This is a genomic window from Knoellia sp. p5-6-4 (assembly GCF_029222705.1).
Classification (GTDB): domain Bacteria; phylum Actinomycetota; class Actinomycetes; order Actinomycetales; family Dermatophilaceae; genus Pedococcus_A.
Window position 1 is genome coordinate 19,692 of the sequence record NZ_JARGZF010000004.1, and the last position, 21,124, is coordinate 40,815.

19 protein-coding genes are annotated in these 21,124 nt (G+C 71.3%); 13 read left to right on the forward strand and 6 right to left on the reverse strand.

The window, feature by feature from the left end; genetic code table 11:
- Positions 1–16 precede the first annotated feature (16 nt).
- Positions 17–568, reverse strand: a complete 552-nt coding sequence (locus tag P2F65_RS18025) for a CGNR zinc finger domain-containing protein (protein WP_275811145.1) — start codon at positions 566–568, stop codon at positions 17–19.
- Positions 569–645: 77 nt separating this feature from the next.
- On the opposite strand from P2F65_RS18025, the gene P2F65_RS18030 reads away from it, so the two are divergent.
- From P2F65_RS18030 to P2F65_RS18070, 9 genes are all read left to right on the forward strand, one after another.
- Positions 646–1,626 carry a DMT family transporter gene (locus P2F65_RS18030; RefSeq protein WP_275811148.1) on the forward strand — a complete coding sequence of 327 codons (981 nt, stop codon included), beginning with the start codon at positions 646–648 and terminating at the stop codon, positions 1,624–1,626.
- Positions 1,627–1,767: 141 nt separating this feature from the next.
- Positions 1,768–2,457, forward strand: a complete 690-nt coding sequence (locus tag P2F65_RS18035; protein ID WP_275811151.1) for a 50S ribosomal protein L25/general stress protein Ctc — start codon at positions 1,768–1,770, stop codon at positions 2,455–2,457.
- Positions 2,458–2,524: 67 nt separating this feature from the next.
- Positions 2,525–3,121: an aminoacyl-tRNA hydrolase gene (pth, locus tag P2F65_RS18040; RefSeq protein ID WP_275811154.1), complete on the forward strand. Its 597-nt coding sequence runs from the start codon at positions 2,525–2,527 to the stop codon at positions 3,119–3,121.
- 269 nt (positions 3,122–3,390) lie between these two features.
- On the forward strand, positions 3,391–4,968 hold the full coding sequence (locus P2F65_RS18045; protein ID WP_275811157.1) for a sugar transferase: 1,578 nt from the start codon (positions 3,391–3,393) through the stop codon (positions 4,966–4,968).
- An 11-nt stretch (positions 4,969–4,979) separates the two neighbouring features.
- Positions 4,980–5,744: a 3'(2'),5'-bisphosphate nucleotidase CysQ gene (locus P2F65_RS18050; RefSeq protein WP_275811160.1), complete on the forward strand. Its 765-nt coding sequence runs from the start codon at positions 4,980–4,982 to the stop codon at positions 5,742–5,744.
- Entirely contained in the window at positions 5,744–6,661 is a 918-nt protein-coding gene (gene cysD, locus P2F65_RS18055; RefSeq protein WP_275811163.1) for a sulfate adenylyltransferase subunit CysD, read from the forward strand. The genes P2F65_RS18050 and cysD overlap by 1 nt, the downstream gene beginning before the upstream one ends.
- A complete protein-coding gene (locus tag P2F65_RS18060; protein WP_275811166.1) occupies positions 6,662–7,915 on the forward strand; it encodes a GTP-binding protein in 1,254 nt (417 codons plus the stop codon).
- Positions 7,916–7,923: 8 nt separating this feature from the next.
- A complete protein-coding gene (locus P2F65_RS18065) occupies positions 7,924–9,159 on the forward strand; it encodes a glycosyltransferase family 4 protein (protein WP_275811169.1) in 1,236 nt (411 codons plus the stop codon).
- A 32-nt stretch (positions 9,160–9,191) separates the two neighbouring features.
- Positions 9,192–11,537, forward strand: coding sequence for a hypothetical protein (locus tag P2F65_RS18070; protein WP_275811172.1), 2,346 nt, complete (start codon positions 9,192–9,194; stop codon positions 11,535–11,537).
- 74 nt (positions 11,538–11,611) lie between these two features.
- On the opposite strand, the gene P2F65_RS18075 is transcribed toward P2F65_RS18070, so the two are convergent.
- Positions 11,612–12,565 carry a sulfotransferase gene (locus P2F65_RS18075; protein ID WP_275811175.1) on the reverse strand — a complete coding sequence of 318 codons (954 nt, stop codon included), beginning with the start codon at positions 12,563–12,565 and terminating at the stop codon, positions 11,612–11,614.
- Positions 12,562–13,827: a glycosyltransferase gene (locus tag P2F65_RS18080; RefSeq protein WP_275811178.1), complete on the reverse strand. Its 1,266-nt coding sequence runs from the start codon at positions 13,825–13,827 to the stop codon at positions 12,562–12,564. Before P2F65_RS18080 ends, P2F65_RS18075 begins: the two co-directional genes overlap by 4 nt.
- 283 nt (positions 13,828–14,110) lie before the next feature.
- Between P2F65_RS18080 and P2F65_RS18085 the strand changes: the two genes are divergently transcribed.
- Genes P2F65_RS18085 through P2F65_RS18100 form a run of 4 tightly spaced genes read left to right on the forward strand, consistent with a single transcriptional unit; the run spans position 14,111 to position 18,118 of the window.
- Positions 14,111–14,803: a hypothetical protein gene (locus tag P2F65_RS18085; protein WP_275811181.1), complete on the forward strand. Its 693-nt coding sequence runs from the start codon at positions 14,111–14,113 to the stop codon at positions 14,801–14,803.
- A complete protein-coding gene (locus tag P2F65_RS18090) occupies positions 14,803–15,756 on the forward strand; it encodes a hypothetical protein (protein ID WP_275811184.1) in 954 nt (317 codons plus the stop codon). Before P2F65_RS18085 ends, P2F65_RS18090 begins: the two co-directional genes overlap by 1 nt.
- The gene (locus tag P2F65_RS18095; protein WP_275811186.1) at positions 15,753–17,294 is read left to right on the forward strand and encodes a hypothetical protein; all 1,542 of its coding nucleotides are present in this window, start codon (positions 15,753–15,755) and stop codon (positions 17,292–17,294) included. The genes P2F65_RS18090 and P2F65_RS18095 overlap by 4 nt, the downstream gene beginning before the upstream one ends.
- Positions 17,294–18,118 (forward strand): sulfotransferase, encoded by an 825-nt coding sequence (locus tag P2F65_RS18100; protein ID WP_275811188.1) that lies wholly within the window; start codon positions 17,294–17,296, stop codon positions 18,116–18,118. Before P2F65_RS18095 ends, P2F65_RS18100 begins: the two co-directional genes overlap by 1 nt.
- 28 nt (positions 18,119–18,146) lie before the next feature.
- Here the strand turns inward: P2F65_RS18100 and P2F65_RS18105 are convergent, their stop codons facing one another.
- The 3 genes from P2F65_RS18105 to P2F65_RS18115 are packed head-to-tail and all read right to left on the reverse strand — an operon-like array spanning position 18,147 to position 20,840.
- Entirely contained in the window at positions 18,147–18,956 is an 810-nt protein-coding gene (locus P2F65_RS18105) for a sulfotransferase (RefSeq protein ID WP_275811191.1), read from the reverse strand.
- Between the two features lie 20 nt (positions 18,957–18,976).
- Positions 18,977–20,065 (reverse strand): Wzz/FepE/Etk N-terminal domain-containing protein, encoded by a 1,089-nt coding sequence (locus P2F65_RS18110; protein ID WP_275811193.1) that lies wholly within the window; start codon positions 20,063–20,065, stop codon positions 18,977–18,979.
- Complete coding sequence (locus P2F65_RS18115) at positions 20,052–20,840, reverse strand: sulfotransferase (protein WP_275811195.1); 789 nt, start codon at positions 20,838–20,840, stop codon at positions 20,052–20,054. Before P2F65_RS18115 ends, P2F65_RS18110 begins: the two co-directional genes overlap by 14 nt.
- Between the last annotated feature and the right edge of the window lie 284 nt (positions 20,841–21,124).

The following is a 21,124-nucleotide window of genomic DNA, read 5'->3' on the forward strand; positions in this document are numbered from 1 at the left end:
CGGGTGAAGTGCACCTTTATCGGGTGACCCGAGAAAGGTGCGCGCGGCGGGCGCGGTAGGCGGCGACGTGGGCGCGGTTGCCGCAGCCCTTCTCGCAGTAGCGCCGTGAGCGGTTCTTCGACAGGTCGATGACCACGTCGTCGCAGTCGTCGGCGGCGCACACGCCGAGCCTGCTGGTCTCGCCGCTGCGCACCACGTCGACGAGGGCCATCGCGGCCTCGACCGCCATGCGTGTCGCGAGAGGCGCCTCCGCGGGTGTCGCGTGCAGGTGCCAGTCCCACGCGTCGTGCCGCACCAGCTGGGGGAGGGCGTGGTGCTCGGCGAGCAGCGCGTTGACGCCGGCGACCGCCTCATCGGTGTCGGCGAGCCAGATCTCACGCAGCCGGGGGCGCAGGGCCCGCACGGCCTCGAGCTCGGCGGCGTCGCGGGTGCGCGAGCCGGTCCAGCCGTAGCGGTCGAGGAAGAGGTCGAGGTCGGCCGGGGTGCGCAGCGAGTCGCCGTCGGTGGCCGTGTTGACCAGGGCGGCCGCCGCGACGAGGGCCACCTCGGTGTCATGGGCAAAAAGCACCTTGACTCCTGTCCTGGGAGGTCCGTAACGTCATCACCATAATCGTTTTTGCCCCTGACGCCCTGAGAAGAGGTCCCATGGCCCCGCCGACCTTCACCGCATCCCGGTCGCGCGCTGGGCTGGGCCTCGGGCTCGCCCTGGCGTCGGCCGCCACCTTCGGCAGCTCCGGTGCCTTCGCCAAGCCGCTGCTGGGCGCCGGGTGGAGTCCCGGCGCGGTCGTCACGGCCCGCATCGCCGGCGCCGCACTCGTCCTCCTGCCGGCCGTGGTCGTGGTGCTGCGCGGCCGGTGGCACCTGCTGCGCCGCAACGCTCGCTTCGCCGCGGCCTACGGCGTGGTCGCCGTCGCGCTGTGCCAGTTCGCCTACTTCAACGCCGTCGAGCGGCTCTCGGTGGCCGTGGCCCTGCTGCTGGAGTACCTGGCGCCGGTGCTCATCGTCGGCTACCTGTGGGCCCGCGGGAAGCGACCCGGGCGGCTGACCGTCGCCGGCGTCGTCCTGGCCATGGGTGGCCTGCTCCTGGTGCTCGACGTCCTCGGGGGGGTGCGGCTCAGCCTCTCCGGTGTCGCGTGGGGCCTGCTCGCCGCCACCGGGCTGGTGGGCTACTTCCTGCTCTCCGAGCACGAGCACGAGGAGTCGCTGCCGCCCCTGGCCCTGGCCTGGGCCGGCCTGGTCGTGGGGTCGCTCGTGCTCGGCATCGCCGGCCTGCTGCGGCTGCTGCCGATGACGGCGTCCGCTGCGGACGTGGTCGTCGGGGGCGTGCAGGTGGCGTGGTGGGTGCCCATCGCCGAGCTCGCCGTCGTCGCGGCGGCCTTCGCGTATGCCGCGGGCATCGGTGCGGTGCGTCACCTCGGGGCCACGATGGCGTCCTTCCTCATGCTCACCGAGGTGCTCTTCGCGATCGCGCTGGCGTGGCTCCTGCTGGGCGAGCTGCCCCGCGTCGTGCAGCTCGTGGGTGGCCTGCTCATCGTCGCGGGCGTCGTCGCCGTGCGGGTGGAGGAGCTGCGGGTGGCGCGGGCCCTGCAGCCGGCGGATTTCGCTGTGCCGACACCTGTCCCCTAAACTTCTCGGGTTGTTGCCTCGGCGAGGGACACTGCACGGCCTCCGGTCGTGCCCGTCCGTGATCGACGCGGTGGAGTCTCCGTGCTGCGCCCCGCGTCGAGGCCTACCGCGTCATTGATCCCCACGTTTCAGGAGAGACCTGTGTCCGAGACCAAGCTCGTCGCCGAGATCCGCACCCAGTTCGGCAAGGGTGCCGCCCGCAAGATCCGCCGCGACCACAAGATCCCCGCCGTCATGTACGGCCACGGCTCCGAGCCGGTGCACATCACGCTTCCCGGTCACGAGACCATGCTGGCCCTCAAGGTCGCCAACGCCCTGCTGTCCATCGAGCTCGACGGCAAGGAGCAGCTCGCCCTGGCCAAGGACGTCCAGCGTGACGCCATCAAGCCGGTCATCGAGCACGTCGACCTCGTCGTCGTGAAGCGCGGCGAGAAGGTCACCGTCGACGTGCCGGTGCACGTCGAGGGCGAGGCTGCTGCCGAGACCGTCGTCACCGTCGACACCCAGGCGCTGCAGCTCGAGGTCGAGGCCACCCACATCCCGGAGAACGTCACCGTCTCCGTGGAGGGTCTCGAGGCCGGCACGCAGGTCCACGCCAAGGACGTGACCCTGCCGCGCGGCGCCGAGCTCCTCACCGACCCCGAGGCCCTGGTCGTCAACGTCACGCAGCAGATCTCCGCCGAGGCCCTCGAGGCAGAGCTCGCCGAGGCCGAGGCCGAGGCCGGCATCGAGCACGAGGAGGCCGCTCCCGCCGAGGGTGAGGCCGAGGCCGCCGCTCCCGCCGAGGGGGAGGGCGAGCAGGCCGCTCCTGCCGAGGGCGAGCAGGCCTGAGCCTCACTGTCCTTCCCCGAAGGGCCCGGTCCGATACGGACCGGGCCCTTCGGCATACTTGCCCCCCATGGACACCTGGCTCGTGGTCGGACTCGGCAACCCGGGGCCCCGGTATGCCGGCAACCGCCACAACGTGGGAGCCATGGTGGTCGACGACCTCGCCTCGCGGCACGGGAGCGCCCGGCTGAAGACGCACAAGTCCAGGGCCTCGATCGCCGAGGTGCGCCTCGGGGTGCTGCCCGGCGGTGCGCCCGGTCCGAAGGCGGTGCTCGCCGTCCCTTCGTCGTACATGAACGAGTCCGGCGGGCCGGTCAAGGCCCTGATGCAGTTCTTCAGCATCGACACCGATCACCTCGTCGTGATCCACGACGAGCTGGACATCCCCGCCGGCGAGGTACGCCTGAAGAAGGGTGGGGGAGAGGGCGGGCACAACGGGCTGCGGTCGATCAGCTCGTCTCTGGACACCAGGGACTACCTGCGCGTGCGCGTCGGCATCGGGCGCCCTCCCGGCCGGATGGAGCCCGCCGACTACGTGCTCCGCGACTTCTCCGTGACCGAGCGCAAGGACCTGCCGTTCCTCATCGGTGACGCCGCGGACGCCACCGAGCAGCTCGTGGCCGAGGGACTGCTGACGGCGCAGCAGCGCTGGCACAGCCCCCGCTGACCTCGTCCATCTGACCCGGACCGCCTCGCCCAAACCCTCGTCCACGATACGCCGTGCGCCCCCGTGGGGTAACGGGGAGAAGGGTCGAGTCCCTTACGCCGGTTGACGTAGCACGCGTGGTGGAGCTCGATCTCGCACTCGGTGGGGAGCCGTCGTGCCTTTTGCTGACTTAGCGTTCCGGCAGGGCAGCAGGCCAGGTCCGCAGGGCAAGGTCGGGTGTAGTCACCCCCGGCTGTCCTGCCCCATCGAGCACGACACAAGGGGGACCGATGGCGACGGCACCGGACTCGACACCGCACGAGGGCCGCTCGGCGCTGGCCCGGGGGAGGGGCTCGCTCTCGTCCTGGTTCGACAGGTCCAACACCGTCCTGCCCCGGCCGGGGTTCGAGCCGGGCCCGGAGGCAAGCCTGGACCCCCAGTCCACCCAGCTGGAACCGGGGCCACGGGGTGCCTGGTTCAGGCGCTACCGCTCACGGGCCATCGCCCTGGACGTGGCTGCGGCGCTCGGTACAGGTCTCATCCTGGTCCTGGTGCCCGTCGGCGCCGCAGGAACGCAGGTGCGTCTCCTGGTGGCTGCCGTGCTGCCGGCGCTCTGGCTCTCGATGCTCTTCCTCAGCCGGGCCTACGCCCGCCGGTTCGTCGGCTCGACGACGGAGGAGTACCGCAGCATCACGCGTGCCGTCGGGTTCCTCGCCATGCTCACCGCAGCGGCGTCCTACGGCACCAAGTACGAGCTGGCCCGAGGGATCGTCGTCACGGTCATTCCCTCGCTGCTCGTCCTGGCACTGCTCGGTCGCAGGACGTTGCGCAGCTGGCTCTACCGCCAGCGGTTGGCCGGGCGGGAGATGCAGCGCACCGTGGTCATCGGTGACGTGCGCGCGGTGGGCCGGATGGTGCGCCAGATCCGGCGGGCCCACAACGAGGGCCTCAGCGTGGTGGCCGCCTGCGTCTCCGGCCTCGAGTCACCGGACGACGTGCCCAACATGGTGGAGGGCGTGCCGGTCTTCGGCTACCCGGCGGAGGCCATGCACGCCATCGACCTCTTCGACGCCGAGGTGGTGGCAGTCTCGAGCGACCCGGACCTCTCCGGCCCCGAGCTGCGCCGGCTCGCCTGGCGGCTCGAGGAGAGAGACGTCGACCTCGTCGTGGCCGCCGGGCTGTTCGAGGTGGCAGGCCCCCGCCTGTCCATCCGCCCCGCAGCGGGCATGCCGATGCTCTACGTGGAGCGCCCGGTGGTGTCCGGGTTCCGCAGGCTCGTCAAGGCAGTGGCCGACAAGGCGCTGACCTTCGCTGCCATCGTCGTCGCCGCCCCGCTGCTACTGCTCGTCGCGGTCGCCATCTGGATGGACACCGGGGGGCCGATCCTCTTCCGACAGAAGCGGATCGGCGCGAGCGGAACCGAGTTCGAGATGTACAAGTTCCGCACCATGGTGGTCGACGCCGAGGCACGGCTCGCCCAGGTGCAGCGAGCGGCGGACGCCGGCAACACGGTGCTCTTCAAGATGCGCAGCGACCCACGAGTCACGCGGGTCGGCCGCGTCCTGCGTCGCTTCTCGCTCGACGAGCTGCCGCAGCTCATCAACGTGATGCGGGGAGAGATGTCCCTGATCGGCCCGCGCCCGCCCCTGCCGGCCGAGGTCGAGCAGTACGAGGACGACGCCGTGCGGCGCCTGCGGGTGAAGCCGGGTCTCACGGGGCTGTGGCAGGTGAGCGGTCGCAGCGACCTCTCCTGGGAGGAGTCAGTGCGGTTGGACCTCTGGTACGTCGACAACTGGTCGCTCGTGCTGGACATGCAGATTCTCGGCCGGACCGCAGCTGCAGTGCTGCGCGGCCGCGGCGCCTACTAAGGGGGAAACAGGTGTTGCGAAGTGACCACGCTCTGGCCGAGCGGCTGGCCGGCGAGGCAGGAGCGCTGCTCCTGTCGCTGCGCAGCCGCGCGGCAGACGACGACGCGGGTGCGCTGCGGCGTGAGGGCGACCGCGTGTCGCACGAGTTCCTCACGGAGCAGCTCGCAGTCCTGCGGCCCCACGATGCCGTCCTCAGTGAGGAGGGGGTGGACGACCCCGTGCGCCTGGACGCGGACCGGGTCTGGATCATCGACCCGCTCGACGGGACCCGCGAGTTCGGCGAGGTGCCCCGCGAGGACTGGGCGGTGCACGTGGCCCTGTGGGAGCGCGGCAGCCTCGTCGCGGGTGCCGTGGCCCGACCGGCCATGGGATCGACGCTCTGCACCGGTGTCGTCCCCCTTGTGCCCCCGCGGCAGGACGGGCCGATCCGCCTCGCCGTGAGCCGGTCCCGCCCGCCCGAGTTCGTCACCCAGCTCGCGGCCGACCTCGGCGCCGTCCCCGTGCCGATGGGCTCGGCGGGCATCAAGGCCTGCTCGGTCATCGACGGCACCACCGACGCCTATGTGCACGCCGGCGGGCAGTACGAGTGGGACTCGGCGGCACCAGCGGCCGTCGCCCGGGCCGCGGGCCTGCACACCAGCCGCATCGACGGGAGCCCGCTGGTCTACAACCGGCGCGACCCGCTGCTGCCGGACCTGCTCATCTGCCGACCCGAGCTCGCCGACTCGCTCCTGTCCGCCCTGGCCGCGCTGGCCGCCTACGAGGAAGCAGTGTGATGAACGCCTTCGCCAACCCGAACTACCAGATGAGCCAGCTCGACATCCTCGAGTCGGAGGCAATCTTCATCCTCCGTGAGGTGATCGCGGAGTTCGAGCGCCCGGTGCTGCTGTTCTCCGGGGGCAAGGACTCCATCGTCATGCTGCGCCTTGCCGAGAAGGCCTTCCACCCGGCGCGGATCCCGTTCCCGGTGATGCACGTCGACACGGGCCACAACTTCCCGGAGGTCCTGCAGTTCCGCGACCATCGGGTCAACCAGCTCGGCGTCCAGCTCATCGTGGCGAGCGTCCAGGAGGCGATCGACAACGGCAGCGTCGTGGAGCCGCCCGACGGGACCCGGAACAGGATCCAGACGCCCGTGCTCCTCTCGGCCCTGGAGAAGTACCGCTTCACCGCGATCTTCGGTGGTGCACGCAGGGACGAGGACAAGGCGCGGGCCAAGGAGCGGATCTTCTCCTTCCGCGACGACTTCGGGCAGTGGGACCCCAAGAACCAGCGCCCCGAGCTCTGGAGCCTCTACAACGGCCGCATCCACCCGGGCGAGAGCATCCGGGTCTTCCCGCTGTCGAACTGGACCGAGCTCGACATCTGGCACTACATCGCCCGTGAGGCGATCGAGCTGCCCTCGATCTACTACGCGCACGACCGGGACGTCGTGGAGCGCGACGGGATGCTCTACGCCGTCAACGAGTTCATCCGTCCCCGCGCAGGTGAGCAGGTCACCACCCGGCGCGTGCGCTACCGCACGGTGGGCGACGCCAGCCTCACTGCCGCGGTCTGCTCCGACGCCGACACCGTGGAGAAGGTCATCGACGAGGTCGCCACGACCCGCGTCACCGAGCGCGGTGCGACCAGGGGCGACGACAAGTTCAGCGAAGCCGCAATGGAAGACCGCAAGCGCGAGGGGTATTTCTAAATGGACATTCTCAGGTTCGCCACGGCCGGCTCGGTCGACGACGGCAAGAGCACACTGATCGGGCGGCTTCTCTACGACACCAAGACGGTCTTCGCCGACCAGATCGAGGCGGTCGAGCGCACGAGCATGGAGCGGGGGGAGGGGCACGTCAACCTCGCGCTGCTCACCGACGGCCTGCGGGCCGAGCGGGAGCAGGGCATCACCATCGACGTGGCCTACCGCTACTTCGCCACACCGCGGCGGAAGTTCATCATCGCCGACACGCCCGGCCACACCCAGTACACGCGCAACATGGTCACCGGCGCCTCGACCGCCGACCTGGCGATCGTGCTGGTGGACGCGCGAAAGGGAATCCAGGAGCAGAGCCGGCGCCACGCGTTCCTCACGACGCTGCTCCAGGTGCCCCACCTCGTGCTGTGCGTCAACAAGATGGACCTGGTCGGCTACTCCCAGGACGTGTTCGAGGAGATCAGGGCGGAGTTCACCGCCTTCGCCAGCAAGCTGCGCGTGCCGGACCTGACCGCAGTGCCGATCTCGGCCCTCAAGGGCGACAACGTCGTGACGCGCTCCCCGGCCATGTCGTGGTACGAGGGGCCCAGCCTGCTGCACCACCTCGAGAACGTGCACATCGCCAGCGACCGCAACCTCATCGACGTGCGGTTCCCGGTGCAGTACGTGATCCGGCCCCAGTCCGACGCCTGGCACGACTACCGGGGCTACGCGGGCCAGGTCGCCGGAGGAGTGCTCCGCAAGGGCGACGAGGTGATGGTCCTGCCCTCCGGCTACACCACCACGATCGCGGCCGTGGAGACCGCGGACGGCGAGGTCGAGGAGGCCTACCCGCCGATGTCAGTGACGGTGCGGCTGACCGACAACATCGACGTCTCGCGAGGTGACCTCCTGTGCCGTCCCACGAACCAACCGCAGGTGAGCCAGGACATCGACGCGATGATCTGCTGGATGGACGAGGCGTCACACCTCCAGGTCGGCGGCAGGTACGCCATCAAGCACACGACCAGGACGGCTCGCACGATCGTGAAGGGCCTGAACTACAAGATCGACGTCAACACCCTGCACCGCGACGAGAGCGCAGCAGGTCTGGCGCTCAACGAGATCGGTCGGGTGCGGCTGCGCACCACGGTGCCGCTGATGTGCGACGACTACGGGCGCAACCGCACCACGGGCGGTTTCGTGCTGGTGGACGAGGCGTCCAACAAGACCGTGGCCGCGGGCATGATCAGCGAGCCGGCGTAGGGGACACGGTGGCTGGGGAGGGGATGGCCGCCAGCCCGTTGCGGCGGCCGCTGCACATCGCGATGGTCGGCCAGAAGGGCCTGCCCGCGACGTTCGGCGGCATCGAGCACCACGTCGAGCACCTGAGCCGGCGGCTGGTCCGGCGCGGCCACCGGGTGACGGTGTACTGCCGCAGCAGCTACGGGGAGATTCCGGCGCGCAGCTACCACGGCATCGAACTGGTGCCTGCGGCCACCGTGGGGACCAAGCACCTCGACGCCATCGTCCACAGCGCCACGTCGACGGCCAAGGCCCTGCTGTCCTCGGCCGACGTGGTCCACTACCACGGCATCGGCCCCGGCCTGGTGGCCCCGCTGCCGCGGTACGCCTCGCGGGCCAAGGTGGTCATGACCATCCACGGCCTGGACCACCAGCGGTCCAAGTGGGGACGCGGCGCCCAGGCAGCGCTGGGGGCGGCGCACTGGATGAGCGGCCACGTGCCCGACGAGGTCGTCGTCGTGTCGAGGGCGCTCGAGCAGCACTACTGGGAACACTTCGACCGCCGCGCCCACCTGATCCAGAACGGTGTCGTGGAGGCGGCCCAGGCGCCGCCCTCGGCCCTGCCGGCGGGCCACGGCCTGGAACCCGGGAAGTACGCCCTCTTCGTCGGGCGGCTGGTGCCGGAGAAGCGACCGGACCTGCTCATCGAGGCCTTTCGCCGGGTGCCGGGCGACCACCGCCTCGCGATCGTGGGCGACTCCTCCTACACCAGCGACTTCACCCGCCGCCTGCACCAGCTCGCGGCCTCGGACCCCCGCGTGGTCTTCACCGGGTTCATGTTCGGTGAGCAGCTCGCGGCGCTCTACCAGCACGCTGGCGTCTTCGTGCAGCCATCGGCACTCGAGGGACTGCCACTGACCCTGCTCGAGGCCGTCGCGAACGACGCGCCCGTGCTGGTGTCCGACATCTCGCCCCACCTGGAGGTGGTCGGCGAGGGGTCGGCCCGCCACCAGGTGGTGCCGGTGGACAGCGTCGACTCGCTCGCGGGGGCGGTGAGCCTGATGCTCCAGCACCCGCGCCCGCGTGACGCGGCGTCGCGGTGCCTGCGTGAGGCCATCCTGGCCCGCCACTCCTGGGACGCGTCCGTCGACGCCCTGGAGGCGCTGTACCTGCGCACGGTGGACGGCAGGTCCGCGGAGGACCCACCGAACGCACCACCGGGACCGCGACGGCGCGTCCCACACCAACGGGCGGCGTCTGCCTGACGACGGCCGCTCGACATCCTGAGGGGGATCTGATGAGTCGAACGAGGGCGTTCAGCGCTGCCCTGGCACTGGCCACGGCAGCGGCGCTGGCAGTCCCTGCCACCACCGGCGCGCAGAGCGCGGCAGCGGCGTTGGTCAACCCTGGGCCACCCGCCCTGTCCTACGTCCCCTCACCCTCGTGGTGGGGTGCCAACGGTCGAGTGGTGGACATCAAGGTGGTCGGCAGCCGGGTCTACCTCGGCGGGGGCTTCGACTACATCGGGCCGACGACGGGCTACGGCGTCAAGGTCGACCCCGGCAGCGGCGCCCGGGCTGCCGGGCCGCTGGTCGACGGTGTGGTCCGGGCGGCCATACCAGACGGCCAGGGCGGCTGGTTCATCGGCGGCGACTTCCGAAAGGTCGGCGGCAAGGGGCGGGTGACCCTGGCGCAGATCACCTCGACCGGCTCCCTCAGCACGTGGAACCCGAAGACTGACGGCGTCGTGAACGCGCTGGCGCTGACGCCGAACGGACTCGTCGTCGGAGGTGCCTTCACCACGGTGAACGGCCTCGCGGCACCCAACCTCGCTCTCGTCAGCACCTCGACCGGTGCCCTCGCCCCGGGCTGGAAGCCCACGCCCAACCTGGCCGTCCGCGCGTTGGCGTCCGACGGCGGCAGCGTCTACGTCGGCGGCGACTTCACGAGCATCAACGGGGCGAGCCGGTCGCGGCTGGTGCGTCTGGCTGCAGCCACGGGGGCGACCGAGACGGCCTTCACCGGTTCGGCCTCGGGCAGCGTGCGAGCACTCGCGGTCAGCCGGGCATCCGGTGTGCTGTACGCCGGCGGGGACTTCACCACCGCCTCGGGGGCCGGCAGCAGCAGCGCCCGTTCCCGGATCGCGGCGTACTCGACCTCGACCGGCGCGGTGACGTCGTTCGCCCCGGCGGCCAACGCGTCCGTGCAGGCCCTGGCCGTGGACAGCAGCGGGCGCGTCTACGCCGGGGGTCAGTTCACCACGGTCAGCGGGACCGCTCGCGGCTACCTCGCCCAGCTGCTGCCCACCGGCGCGCTGGGGTCCCTGAACGCCGCCCTGAGCGGCTGCCACGTCCGGCACGACACGAAGTACGCCCACGGGCTGCCGCCCTGCACTCCCGAGGTGTCGGCCCTCAGCGTGACCGGCACCACCCTGTACGTCGGTGGCCGGTTCGGGGCCAGCGGGTCGGCAGAGCGGCACGACGCCGCGGCCTTCGCCCTGGCCGACGGTTCCCTCACCGCGTGGAACCCCGTGCCCGGCGACCGTCCCCTGGCCCTCGCCAGCACCGCCCAGGCGGTGTTCGTGGGCGGGGACTTCACCAGCGTGGGGGGCCTGGTGCGTCGGGGGCTGGCGGCACTCGACGCGGGGACGGGTGTCGGCGTCCCGTCGTTCCGGGCCGACGCCAACGAGTACGTGGAGGCGATGGTCCCCTCCCCCGACGGCGGACGCCTCTTCATCGCGGGCAACTTCACCATGGTGCAGGGGCAGGCCCGGTCGTTCTTCGCCGCCATCGACACCGCCACCGGGCTCGTCGTGCCCACGGTGAAGCCGACGTTCAACCGCAGCATCCTGACCTTGGCCTACAGCTCCGGTGCGGTCTGGGCGGGCGGGCAGTTCACCAAGGTCAACGGGGTCACCCGGGGCCATGCCGCCAAGATCAACGCGGCCACCGGCGCGCTCGACACCGCGTGGGTCGCCAACACGACCGGCCCGTCCGGCGCGCTGCGCCAGAACGGAATGGTCATGGGTATCGAGGCGACTCCCGACGGCTCGAAGGTCTTCCTCGGCGGACCCTTCACCACCGTGAACGGCACCAGCGTCGCCGGGGGCCTGGCCGTCGTCAGCGGCACGACGGGACAGCTCGGGCCACGGCAGCTCGGCGGCGTGCGGGGCTGCGGCGGGGGAGTCGGCCCGTGGGTCAACCGGCTCTACCTCAGCGACGACGGGGAGCGGCTCTACGGCGGGGACGTGTGCCCCGACGACGTCTACCAGTGGGATGCCGTGAACCTGTCCACGTCCACGAACCCGACCGGCCTGCGGTGGCGGACCTCGTGCAACGGCGGCATGCAGGGACGGCTCGAGGTGAACGGCCACTTCTACTACGGCACCCACGGCGGTGACCAGGGACAGGGAGGGCACTGCCTCGACCGGCCCGGCGGCACGTGGGTCGAGCAGCAGCGCTACTACGTCTTCAACGGCGTCAACGGCTACCTCTACCCGGATGCCCCGGACTTCAACACCCCCATGGGCGTGTGGTCCTTCGCGGCGACCAGCGGGGGGCTGCTCGTCGGAGGCGACTTCTCGTTCGCGGGCACCGCGCGCAACGTGCAGCAGGGACTGGCCTTCTTCCCGGGTACGCCGTAGCCACCGTGGGATGCGCGGGTGCCCGACCACGGGCACCCGCGCATCCCACGGACCGGGCCCTGCCCGGGCGAGGGTCAGCGGGTGTGCCGCCGCGGCAGGAGCGGGTAGCCCAGGACCGCCAGGCCGGGCGCGGTGACCAGTGACACCAGCAGGCGGTCGCGCAGCGGCATCGCACGAGTCCACTCGTCGTCGGGACGCACCCGCACCACGCCGCTGTCGTGCCGGTTGGGGTTGCCCGCGACGGAGTGGTTGGGAGCGAGCCGGACGCTGTCCTCGGTGACGAACGGCAGGTCCTCGGGGTCCGCGCCGAGCAGCCGGGCCACAGGCGCCAGCGCTGCCCGCGGGGAGCGCGCGAAGTCCTCGTAGTGCACACGGCACACGCGAGGGTCGCCCGCGCGCCAGAGAGCCGCGGTGAGCACGTTCCAGACCAGCCACAGCGCGGAGCTCTTCCAGCTCTCCTGCCGGTGCATCAGGCCCGAGCCGTCACGGCTGTCCTTGTGGCGCTGCCACGACCAGGCCGTGGCCCGGGGGTCGCGCACGACGTGGAGGACGAGCACCTCGACGCAGGCCAGCTGCGAAAGCAGCAGGGCGTAGGGCGGCAGCTTCGAGCTGTCGACGACGACGGATGCGCCGGTCTCCTCGGCGATGGCGTGGTAGAGCCTGCCGATGTGCGCGTCGTCGGCGTGGAAGGGCACCGCCGGGCGCCCCAGCGCCCGCCGGGCGAGGAACACGGGGACACGCCGGATCCGCAGGCGCCGCAACAGCCTCCGGCCGATCGCGGGTTCGTCGACCGCCGTCGCCTCGTCGCGAACCCGCTTCATGACCGAGGTCCAGACGGGGCACTCGCTGAACGGTCTGCCGCAGCCGCAGAGGTGGTCGTGCTCGACTCCCCGCTCCCACAGGTAGCGCAGCTCGCCCGCGGCGAAGGCGCCCGGGAGCTGGCCGAGCACCGTGGTCATGAGCGTGCTGCCACTGCGGCCGCTGCCCGCGACGTAGAGCACCCGCACCGGTGCCGCGCTGCTGCTCATGCCGGCGCCACCTCGGACACTCCGGTGACCGGACCGGCCGGAACCTGCTCGCCGCGGTAGACCGCCTCGAGCCGCCGCAGGTGCAGGTCGGGGTCGAACTCGCGGGAGAGCCGGTCACGGCCGAGGCGCCCCATCTCCGCTGCGCGACCGGGTGCCGCCGCCAGCGAGAGCAGGGCAGCTGCGAGGGCGTCGGGGTCCTCCATCGGCACCACGACGCCGTCGACGCCGTCGAGCACCAGCTCCGGCATGCCCCCGAGGCCGGTCACGACGGTCGGCACGCCCGCGGCATACGACTCGAGGATGGTCAGGGGCTGGTTCTCGTTCCACCGCGAGGGCACCACCGACGCCACGCACGACGACACCAGGGCCCGCAGTGAGGCCTTGTCGAGTCTGCCGTGGAAGCGCACCCGCCCGGGGGCGACGTCGGCAGCCAGCGCCTCCAGAGCAGCGCGCTCCGGGCCCTCTCCCGCGACGTGGAGCACGGTCTCGGGCGGCATCGCCGCCACGGCCCGCACGAGGGTGTCGACCCCCTTCTCGTGCGACAGCCGTCCCGCGAAGACGAAGCCGTCCCGGGCGGTGCCCGACCCCGCGGGCCCGGCCATCTCGACGAAGTGGTTGACCACGGTGAGCCGCTCGGGCGGGATCCCGTCCCGGAGCATGATGTCGGCCAGGAAGCGGCTCGGGCTGATGAAGACGTCCACGGGGTCGTAGGCGCCGATCCGCTGGTGGATCGAGGACTCGACCGCCAGCAGCGCGCTCGCCGCCAGCGAGCCCGACTTGCACCGGTGCCTCGCCGCGTTGAGTCTGCTGTGGCCCACGCACGCGTCGCAGAGCCGCCCGTGGTCGAGCATCTGGTAGCTGGGGCAGGCCAGCTTGTAGTCGTGCAGCGTCATGACGCAGCGGACCCCCGCGCGCCGGACCGGACCGAGCACCGAGGGGGAGAGCTGGTGGTAGATGTTGTGGCAGTGCACCACGTCGGGCTGGAACCGCTCGAGGGCCCGGGTCATGCCCCGCGCGCTCGACACGGACCACACCATGCGGGCACCGGCAGCCAGGCCGGCCAGGCCGCGCGGTGGCGGCTCCAGCTCCACCTCCGGCGGGAAGGTGTCGCGAAGCGACAGGCCGTCGAGGGTGTCGGGGTGGTCCATGCCGAAGAGCTCGACCTCGTGGCCCGCGGCACGCTGCAGGGCGGCGACGTCCAGCATGTACCCCTCCGCGCCCCCGCGGCGGTACACGAACTTGTTGACATGCAGGATGCGCACGCGCCAGCTCCCCTCGTGACCGGCACCCCTTCTTCCTGTGAGTGCACCACATCGGGGTCTTCCGTGGGGTCCGAACACCGATATCGCAGCCGTGCTTTTCACTGCCGCACAGGACATTTCGCCCGTCCGAGCGGACATTTCGACGTTCCGCGGACGATCTCTGCGCCGTCGTGGTCGACTAGGTGCGAGGGCGCCGCCGATGGGGGTCGGTGGCGAGGCCAGATGGGTGGAACCTGTGAGACGACGTGCTAGTGCGACTGTTGCCAGGAGCCTGCGACGGGCGGTGACGTGGAAGCCCAAGCGGACGGGCGACAGGGCCATCGACATCAGCGAGCTCATCAGCCCCCTGCGCTACGACGTGCTGGTCCGGGCACAGTTCTTCGACTTCCTCTCGTCGCGGCCCTACGGGGAGACCGACGCCGCGCTGGTGCGGGCAGCCCAGGACGAGCCGTATGCCGTGTGGTTCCGTGAGGTCGCCATGGCGCGGTTCCGACCGTGGGTCCTGCGTGACCCCGGGGTGATGGCCGACAACTTCGCCGAACGCGTGCTCTCCGCCCGGGCCCTGCTCCGCTCGTTCCACGCGCGGGGCTTCGACACCTCCAAGCCTGTGACGCTGCGCCTGACCCGGTGGGTCACGCCGAGCGACACCGGGGCGCCGATGAGCCGCACCGTCCACGTGGGTGACGGCGGGCACCGGCTGGCGATGCTCCTGCAGGCGGGGCTGGCGCTCGAGCCCTCGATGTACCGGCTCGACCCGCGCCCGATGCCCCTGATCGACAACACCGCGGTGCTGCACAGGGCGCTGGGGCTGACGGACGAGCAGTACCTGGCCTTCGTGGCCCGCGGCTACACCCCTGACCCCGTTCCCGACCTGGCCGGGCTGCGTGCGGTCGTGGGGGCGCGGGGCCCCGAGGCCGCCGCAGAGCTCGAGGGTGTCCTGACGGCCCACGGGCGAGACCTGAGCACGGTGGGCTGATGGCCGCCACCCCCGCCTCTCAGCAGGGCGCCCTGGGCTACTACGCCGGCAAGGTGGCCCGCCACGTCCGCTGGGCCCGCAGCGAGGGCATCGGCCGCCTCATCGAGGAGGACCGGCTCGACCCGCGCGAACGGGTGGCCACGGCATACCGCAAGGCCCGCTGGCGGCGCCGGTCCGGGGTGACGCCGGGCACGGCCCGGCCCGTCTACGTCGTGGGGCTGCAGCGCTCGGGCACCAACATGCTCATGCGCGGCATCGACCTCGCGCCCGAGGTGGAGGTGCGCAACGAGAACGACCGCACCGTCTTCCACCGCTTCCAGCTGCGCTCGGACGACGTGCTCAGGCAGACCATCACGTCGAGCCGCCACGCCATCGTGCTCGTCAAGCCGCTGTGCGAGTCGCACCGCGTCGACCAGCTGCTCGACCTGCCGGGCACCCCGCCGGGCCGTGCGCTCTGGGTCTTCCGCGAGCCGATGGCGCGGGCCCGCTCGGAGGTCTCCAAGTTCCGGGACGCCAACCTGCGCGCCCTGCGTGCCATCGCTGCGGGCGAGGGCGACTCCATCTGGCAGGGGCAGCGGCTGCCCCAAGAGTCCGTCGCGCTCGTGCGCTCGTTCGACACCGAGTTGATGTCACCCGAGTCGGCCGCTGTCCTCTTCTGGGTCGTGCGCAACCAGCTGTACTTCGACCTCGGCCTCGACCAGCGACCGGACGTGCTGCCCGTGGGCTACGACGCCTTCGTGGCAGACCCTGCCGGGCAGATGAGCCGGCTGTGCGCCTTCATCGGGCTGCCCAACAGACCTGCCCTCTTCGAGCACGTCGTGGCGCGGGAGAGCCACGGCACGCGGCCGTTGCCGGTCGAGGGGCGCGTGGCGGAGCTCGCCGCCCGCCTCCACGAGCGGCTGCAGGCGGTGGCCGTGCGCGACCCCGCGCAGAGCCGGGGAGGCGCCTCGTGAGCCGTCCTGGTGGCGACGGGGCACGGCACGCGGCGCGCGGTCGCGCAGTCGCCGTGGTGGCGGCGATCGCCGCGCTGGTGGGCGTGGCCGGGTGCCAGGGCGGGAGCGACGGGGTGGCCGATGGCCGCTCGGCCACCCCGGTCCCCATCCCCAGCTCCGGCAGCGACACGACCGCCCCGGGCAGCACGACCTGGACCCCTGGGCCGAGCGAGAGTTCGGGGACGTCGGCAGGCCCGTCGGGAGCGCCTGCTGCCCTCGGCGCGAAGTGGGACTGGGGCCGGTACACCGAGTTCCAGCCGTACCTGCGCACGCTCGCCGGCGGCCGCACCTACTACGAGGTCGTGTGGTGTGACGTCGAGCGCGACCGGGGGCGCCCCGACTGGTCCTCGCTCGACCGCATCGCCGAGCGGAGCCGGGTCGTGGGGGTCACGCTCATGCTCAAGCTCCGGGTGGGCACCTGTTGGGCGACCGGCGGCAATGCGCAGTACGAGCGGGGCAGCAAGGGCAAGACCGAGTCGCTGATGCCCACCGACATGGCGGCCTACCGCGCCTGGGTGCGCTCGGCGGTGACGCGCTACTCCGCCAAGGGCGTGAACTCGTACGCGATCGAGAACGAGATCAACTCCAAGAGCTTCTGGGGCGGGACGCCCGAGGAGTTCACGACCCTCGCCGAGACGGCCGCGGCCGAGATCCGGGCGGCCGACCCGGACGCCGAGGTCGTCGACGCAGGCCTGAGCAGCACCACCTACGGCTACGGCATCGCCGACGCGCTGCTCCGACAGGGGCGTGAGGCCGACGCCGTCGCGGCCTACAACCGCTACTACCAGCGCCGGTTCGGCACCCGCGGCGACAAGATCGTCGAAGTGCGCGACCGCGCCGGCCTGGAGAAGGCGCTCGCCTCGGAGCAGGGTGCTCGCAACCTGACCTACCTCCGGCTGATGTCGGACCTCGCGCGCCGCGAGGTGGTCGACGTCCGGCAGATCCACTTCTACGAGAGCTACGCGTCGGTGCCGGACCTCTTCGCCTACCTGCGCGCGAGCACCCCTGCCGGTGTGCCCATCGAGGCATGGGAGGTGGGCAGGTTCGACCGCGACAGCGGGGAGGACGGCACCGAGACCGTGGAGATGCTCAAGACCGTGAGCCTGGTCGTGGGGGAGGGCGCCCGCGCAGCGCTGTGGCTTCCCCTCGCCTTCGACCCCGGCGGCCGCAACTCGGACGAGCCGCGGTTCGGCCTCCTCGAGCCCGACGGCTCCGTGCGTGAGGCGGGGCGGGTCTTCCAGGAGCTGTTGGCCGCCTCGCGTGGAGCCAAGGCGGTCAGGATCAGCTCTGGGGGCATGACCGGCATCGGGTTCGAGCGCGGTGGCCGCACCACCGCCTACGTGTGGGCCGGCCAGCCCGTCTCCGTCGACCTCGGCAAGGGGGAGACCGCGCAGTCTCCCGGCGCCACGGCCACGCGGACGGGGCGCGTCACCGTCGACGGGACGCCCGTTCGGCTGGTGCTCGACGGAACCGTCAAGGACTTCATGGAGGAGCAGTGATGGCGATCCCCTCGTCCCGGCTGGTGTTCGTCGGAGGCCTGCACCGCAGCGGCACCACGCCGCTCGCCCGGGCCCTGGCGACCCACCCCGACGTCAGCGGCCTGTCCGGGACCGGCGTGCGCGAGGACGAGGGCCAGCACCTCCAGCACGTCTACCCCAAGGCCAAGGTCTACGGCGGCTCGGGCCGGTTCGCCTTCGACCACCGCGCACACCTCACCGAGCAGTCGCCGCTCGTCACGCCCGAGAACGCCCGGGCCCTGCTGGCGGCGTGGGAGCCCTTCTGGGACGAGGACGCCCGGCTGTTCGTGGAGAAGTCGCCCCCCAACCTCGTCATGGGCCGGTTCCTCCAGGCGCTCTTCCCCGGTTCGGCGATGGTCGTGGTGGTCCGGCACCCCGTCGTCGTGGCCCTGTCCAACAAGAAGTGGCGCCGGCTTCTCTCGTCCGACCCCCGGCGCTTCCAGACGATCAGCTCGCTGGTCGAGCACTGGGTGACGGCCCACCGCATCCTGGTGCAGGACATGCCACACCTCCAGCGGCTGCACATCGTGCACTACGAGGACCTCGTGTCGAGGCCCGAGGCCGAGCTGGCGAAGATCGCCGACTTCCTGGGCCTGGACAGCCCCATCCCGGCCGACAGCCTCAAGGCCAGCGCCAGCCGTCAGTACGAGCAGTGGTGGGACGAGTGGGCCCGCTGGTGGCGCCCGGGGCACTGGCAGCGGCGTGCCGTCACGGCGCGGTTCGGTGACGACATCGCGGCCTTCGGCTACGACGTGGACGACCTCTCGCGGCACGGAGCGTGGCGCGAGGGCCTGGTGCGCAGGTAGCAGGCGGGCGCCGGGTCAGGCGGGCAGGTCAGGCGTAGCCGAGGCTCTTCAGCTCGCGGCCGGCCGTGAGCCTGAACAGCAGGCGCATGGCCGGGTCGAGCTCCTTGCGGTAGGTCCCCACACGCGAGGTGTAGACGGCGGCACTGGTGCCCTCGTCGGCACGGCGTGACGAGGCCTGCGCGTGGTAGCGGTCAGGGACGTCGTGGCTCTTCTTGTCGAACTCGAGCACCGCCGGGTCCCACTCCTCGCCGAGGAAGTCGAGGAGGCGCCGCAGGGTTCCCTCCTGGTCGGAGACCAGCTCCTCGTAGCGCAGCTCGTGGTACTGCCCCGGTGGCAGCCGGCGGCCGTGCTCGGTCGCCTCGGCGATGTAGCGCGGCCACTTCACCGCGGACTTCACGCACGACCAGTAGCCGAACCGCTTGCGGTGCGACACGGCGACGTCCCGACCGTCGCGGATGACGTGGACGACCTGCGCGTCGGGGAACAGCTCCATGATGAACGGCAGCTTCATCGCGTAGCGGGGGCTCTTGTCCGCCCAGCGGGACTTCCCGCGCGAGCGGGCGTAGTCGCCCTGGATGCCGTCGAAGAAGCCCGCGATGCGGCCCAGCCACTCCTCACGCGGAAACCCATACTGCGACAACCGCTTCCAGTCCGCCCCGACGATGCGCTCCATGTCCTCCAGGAAGCGGGTCTCGGGCCCGCAGCTGATCCGTGGGTGGGAGTCCAGAATGAGCCGCAGCATCGTGGTCCCTGAGCGCTGGCAGCCGACGATGAAGATGGGCGAGCGGGGGCCGGCGGCGTGCCTCTCCGGCGCCGGCCCCGTCCCGCTGTTCTCCATCGCTGTTCCTCCGCCCGCGCTCAGTGGTGCTTGGCCCGAGCCGGGATGCCGTGGCTAGGGGTGCCGGAGTTCGCCGCCGCTGCAGAGCCCTTGGGCGCCATCCGCCCGGTGGGTGCCGCGTGGGGGAAGGCTTCGCCCGGCGCCGCCTCACCCGACCCGGGCTCGGCCACCGGGCGCTCACGTCGGCCGCGGGCGATCACCTCGAGCATCGCGACGATGAGCAGTGCGAGGAAGAACGCCGCCACGCCCACCGCGATGACCGTGCGGGTCATGGTCTCCGTGCTGTCGACGAACCGGGCGCCGGAGATGAAGACCGTCTTCGTCGGGTCGGCGGCGTCGAACTGCGACTTCGCGTTGGCGAGCTGCACCTGGGCGGCGGTGACGGCGGACGCAGCCGCCGACCGGTTCTCCACGAGGGTGTTGTACTCGGTCAGGATCGGGCCGAACTTGTCGAGCCCCGCGGCGGCCGAGGCGATAGGCGCCGACAGGGCGGCCGCCCCCACGGCGTTGCCGGCAGCCCGCATGGTGGCCTGCTGCTGGGCCAGCGTGTTCACGCGGTTCAGCTGGGCCTCGTACGCCTTCTGGGGGTCTGCCATGCGGTTCTTGGCCGTGAACGCGCCCACGGCCTCGCTCGCCGACTTCAGCGTCGCCTCCGCGTCGTCCAGCCGAGACTGGGCCGTCGTCACCTGCGAGGAGAACATGGCACGCAGCGTCTCGGTGCTCGTCGCCTCGACGACCTTCTCGACCTCAGCCTTCACCGGGGAGGTGTAGGTCACGGCGACACTGGCGCTGCCACCCCGCTGGGTGACCAGGAGGTTCTCGAGGAGCTTCGTGGGGTCCACCCCGGTCTGGTCGGACACCTTCTGGCGCACGACCGGCCCAGTGGCGGTCGCCTGGAAGGCAGCCACGAACTGGATCACGCCCTGGGAGCCGGTGTACTGCGACGTGGGGCTGCCCACGAGAGCGGGCGGGTCCACGGTCGCAGTGGAGATGTAGTCGGGCTTCTGCAGGAACAGCAGCGCCGCTGCACTCCCCGCCGCGACGAGCGGGATGAGGATGATCAGCGCGATGCGGCGCCGTGCGGCCCTGAGGTAGTCAACGATCTCCATGCCAGGTCCTCTGTGTCGGTTGGTCGTTCCAGGTGAAGTCGGCCCCGAGCAGCTGCTGGAGCTTCTCGTTCCAGGGGCGGTAGTGGTCCGTGAGTCGCTCGTGCAGGTCCCTGGGGATCTCGAGCGGTACGTGGGTGGCCTTGTAGCGGTCGAGCCCCTCGAGGCGGACGGGTTCGAGCCCAAGGTGCTTCCAGACCCGCGCGAGCTCCGTCTGCGGGTCCGAGAACATCGACTCGCTGCGCACCACCAGCACCTGCTCCGGCGCGAAGTGCGCGTAGAGCCGTTCCAGCTGTTCGGCGTAGTGCCCGCGCTGGAGGTAGGTGTGGTGTCGGTGCGCATAGCTCTCGTACCGGGGGTCGGCCCGGATGCGCTCCTCCTCACCGCGCACGCGCTCGTCCTCGAGCTCGATGGCCTGGGCGAAGGGCCGGTCCTCGAACCCCTGCTGGGTCTCGTACTGGTGGTGGGACCAGGCCCGCGCCACCGGCTCGCGCAGGCTGACGATCAGGCGCACGTCCGGCAGTGCCTTGGCGATTCGCTCGACCGCGAGCGGGTGGAACATGTAGTAGGGGCTGGCCTCACCCGTGATGCGTATGCCGTCGCGTGGCGGCTCGAACGCCGAGAGGTACCACTTCCAGCCCCGCTGGTAGTTCACGTCGAAGTAGTGGGTGCCCTTGGTGAACCGGCAGGCCGCGACCTGCGGGTGCTTGGAGAGCCAGTGCGCGATCGACGTCGAGCCACCCCGTTTGGTGCCCACGACGAGGTATCCCGGTGTCATTCCCGGACCTCCCTGGATGCGACTGCGCACCGGGGCCAGCAGGTGCCCCACACGCCTGCGTGTGCTCAACTCCCCTCACCCCCTCTGACTGGAGTTGAACGCCCACACACGAGGTGCGGACAGATCGAGAGTAGAGGCGTGTGAAGGGGCCGTGGGCACTTTCCGAACATCTGGCTGAGACGCGAATCCTTATGTCCTGTATGCCGATTAAGCGCCTAGACCCCTCTGCGTCAAATGACGCATGAAGGGTCCAGGTTGCGGGCAAACACCCTCAGGGTGCTCAC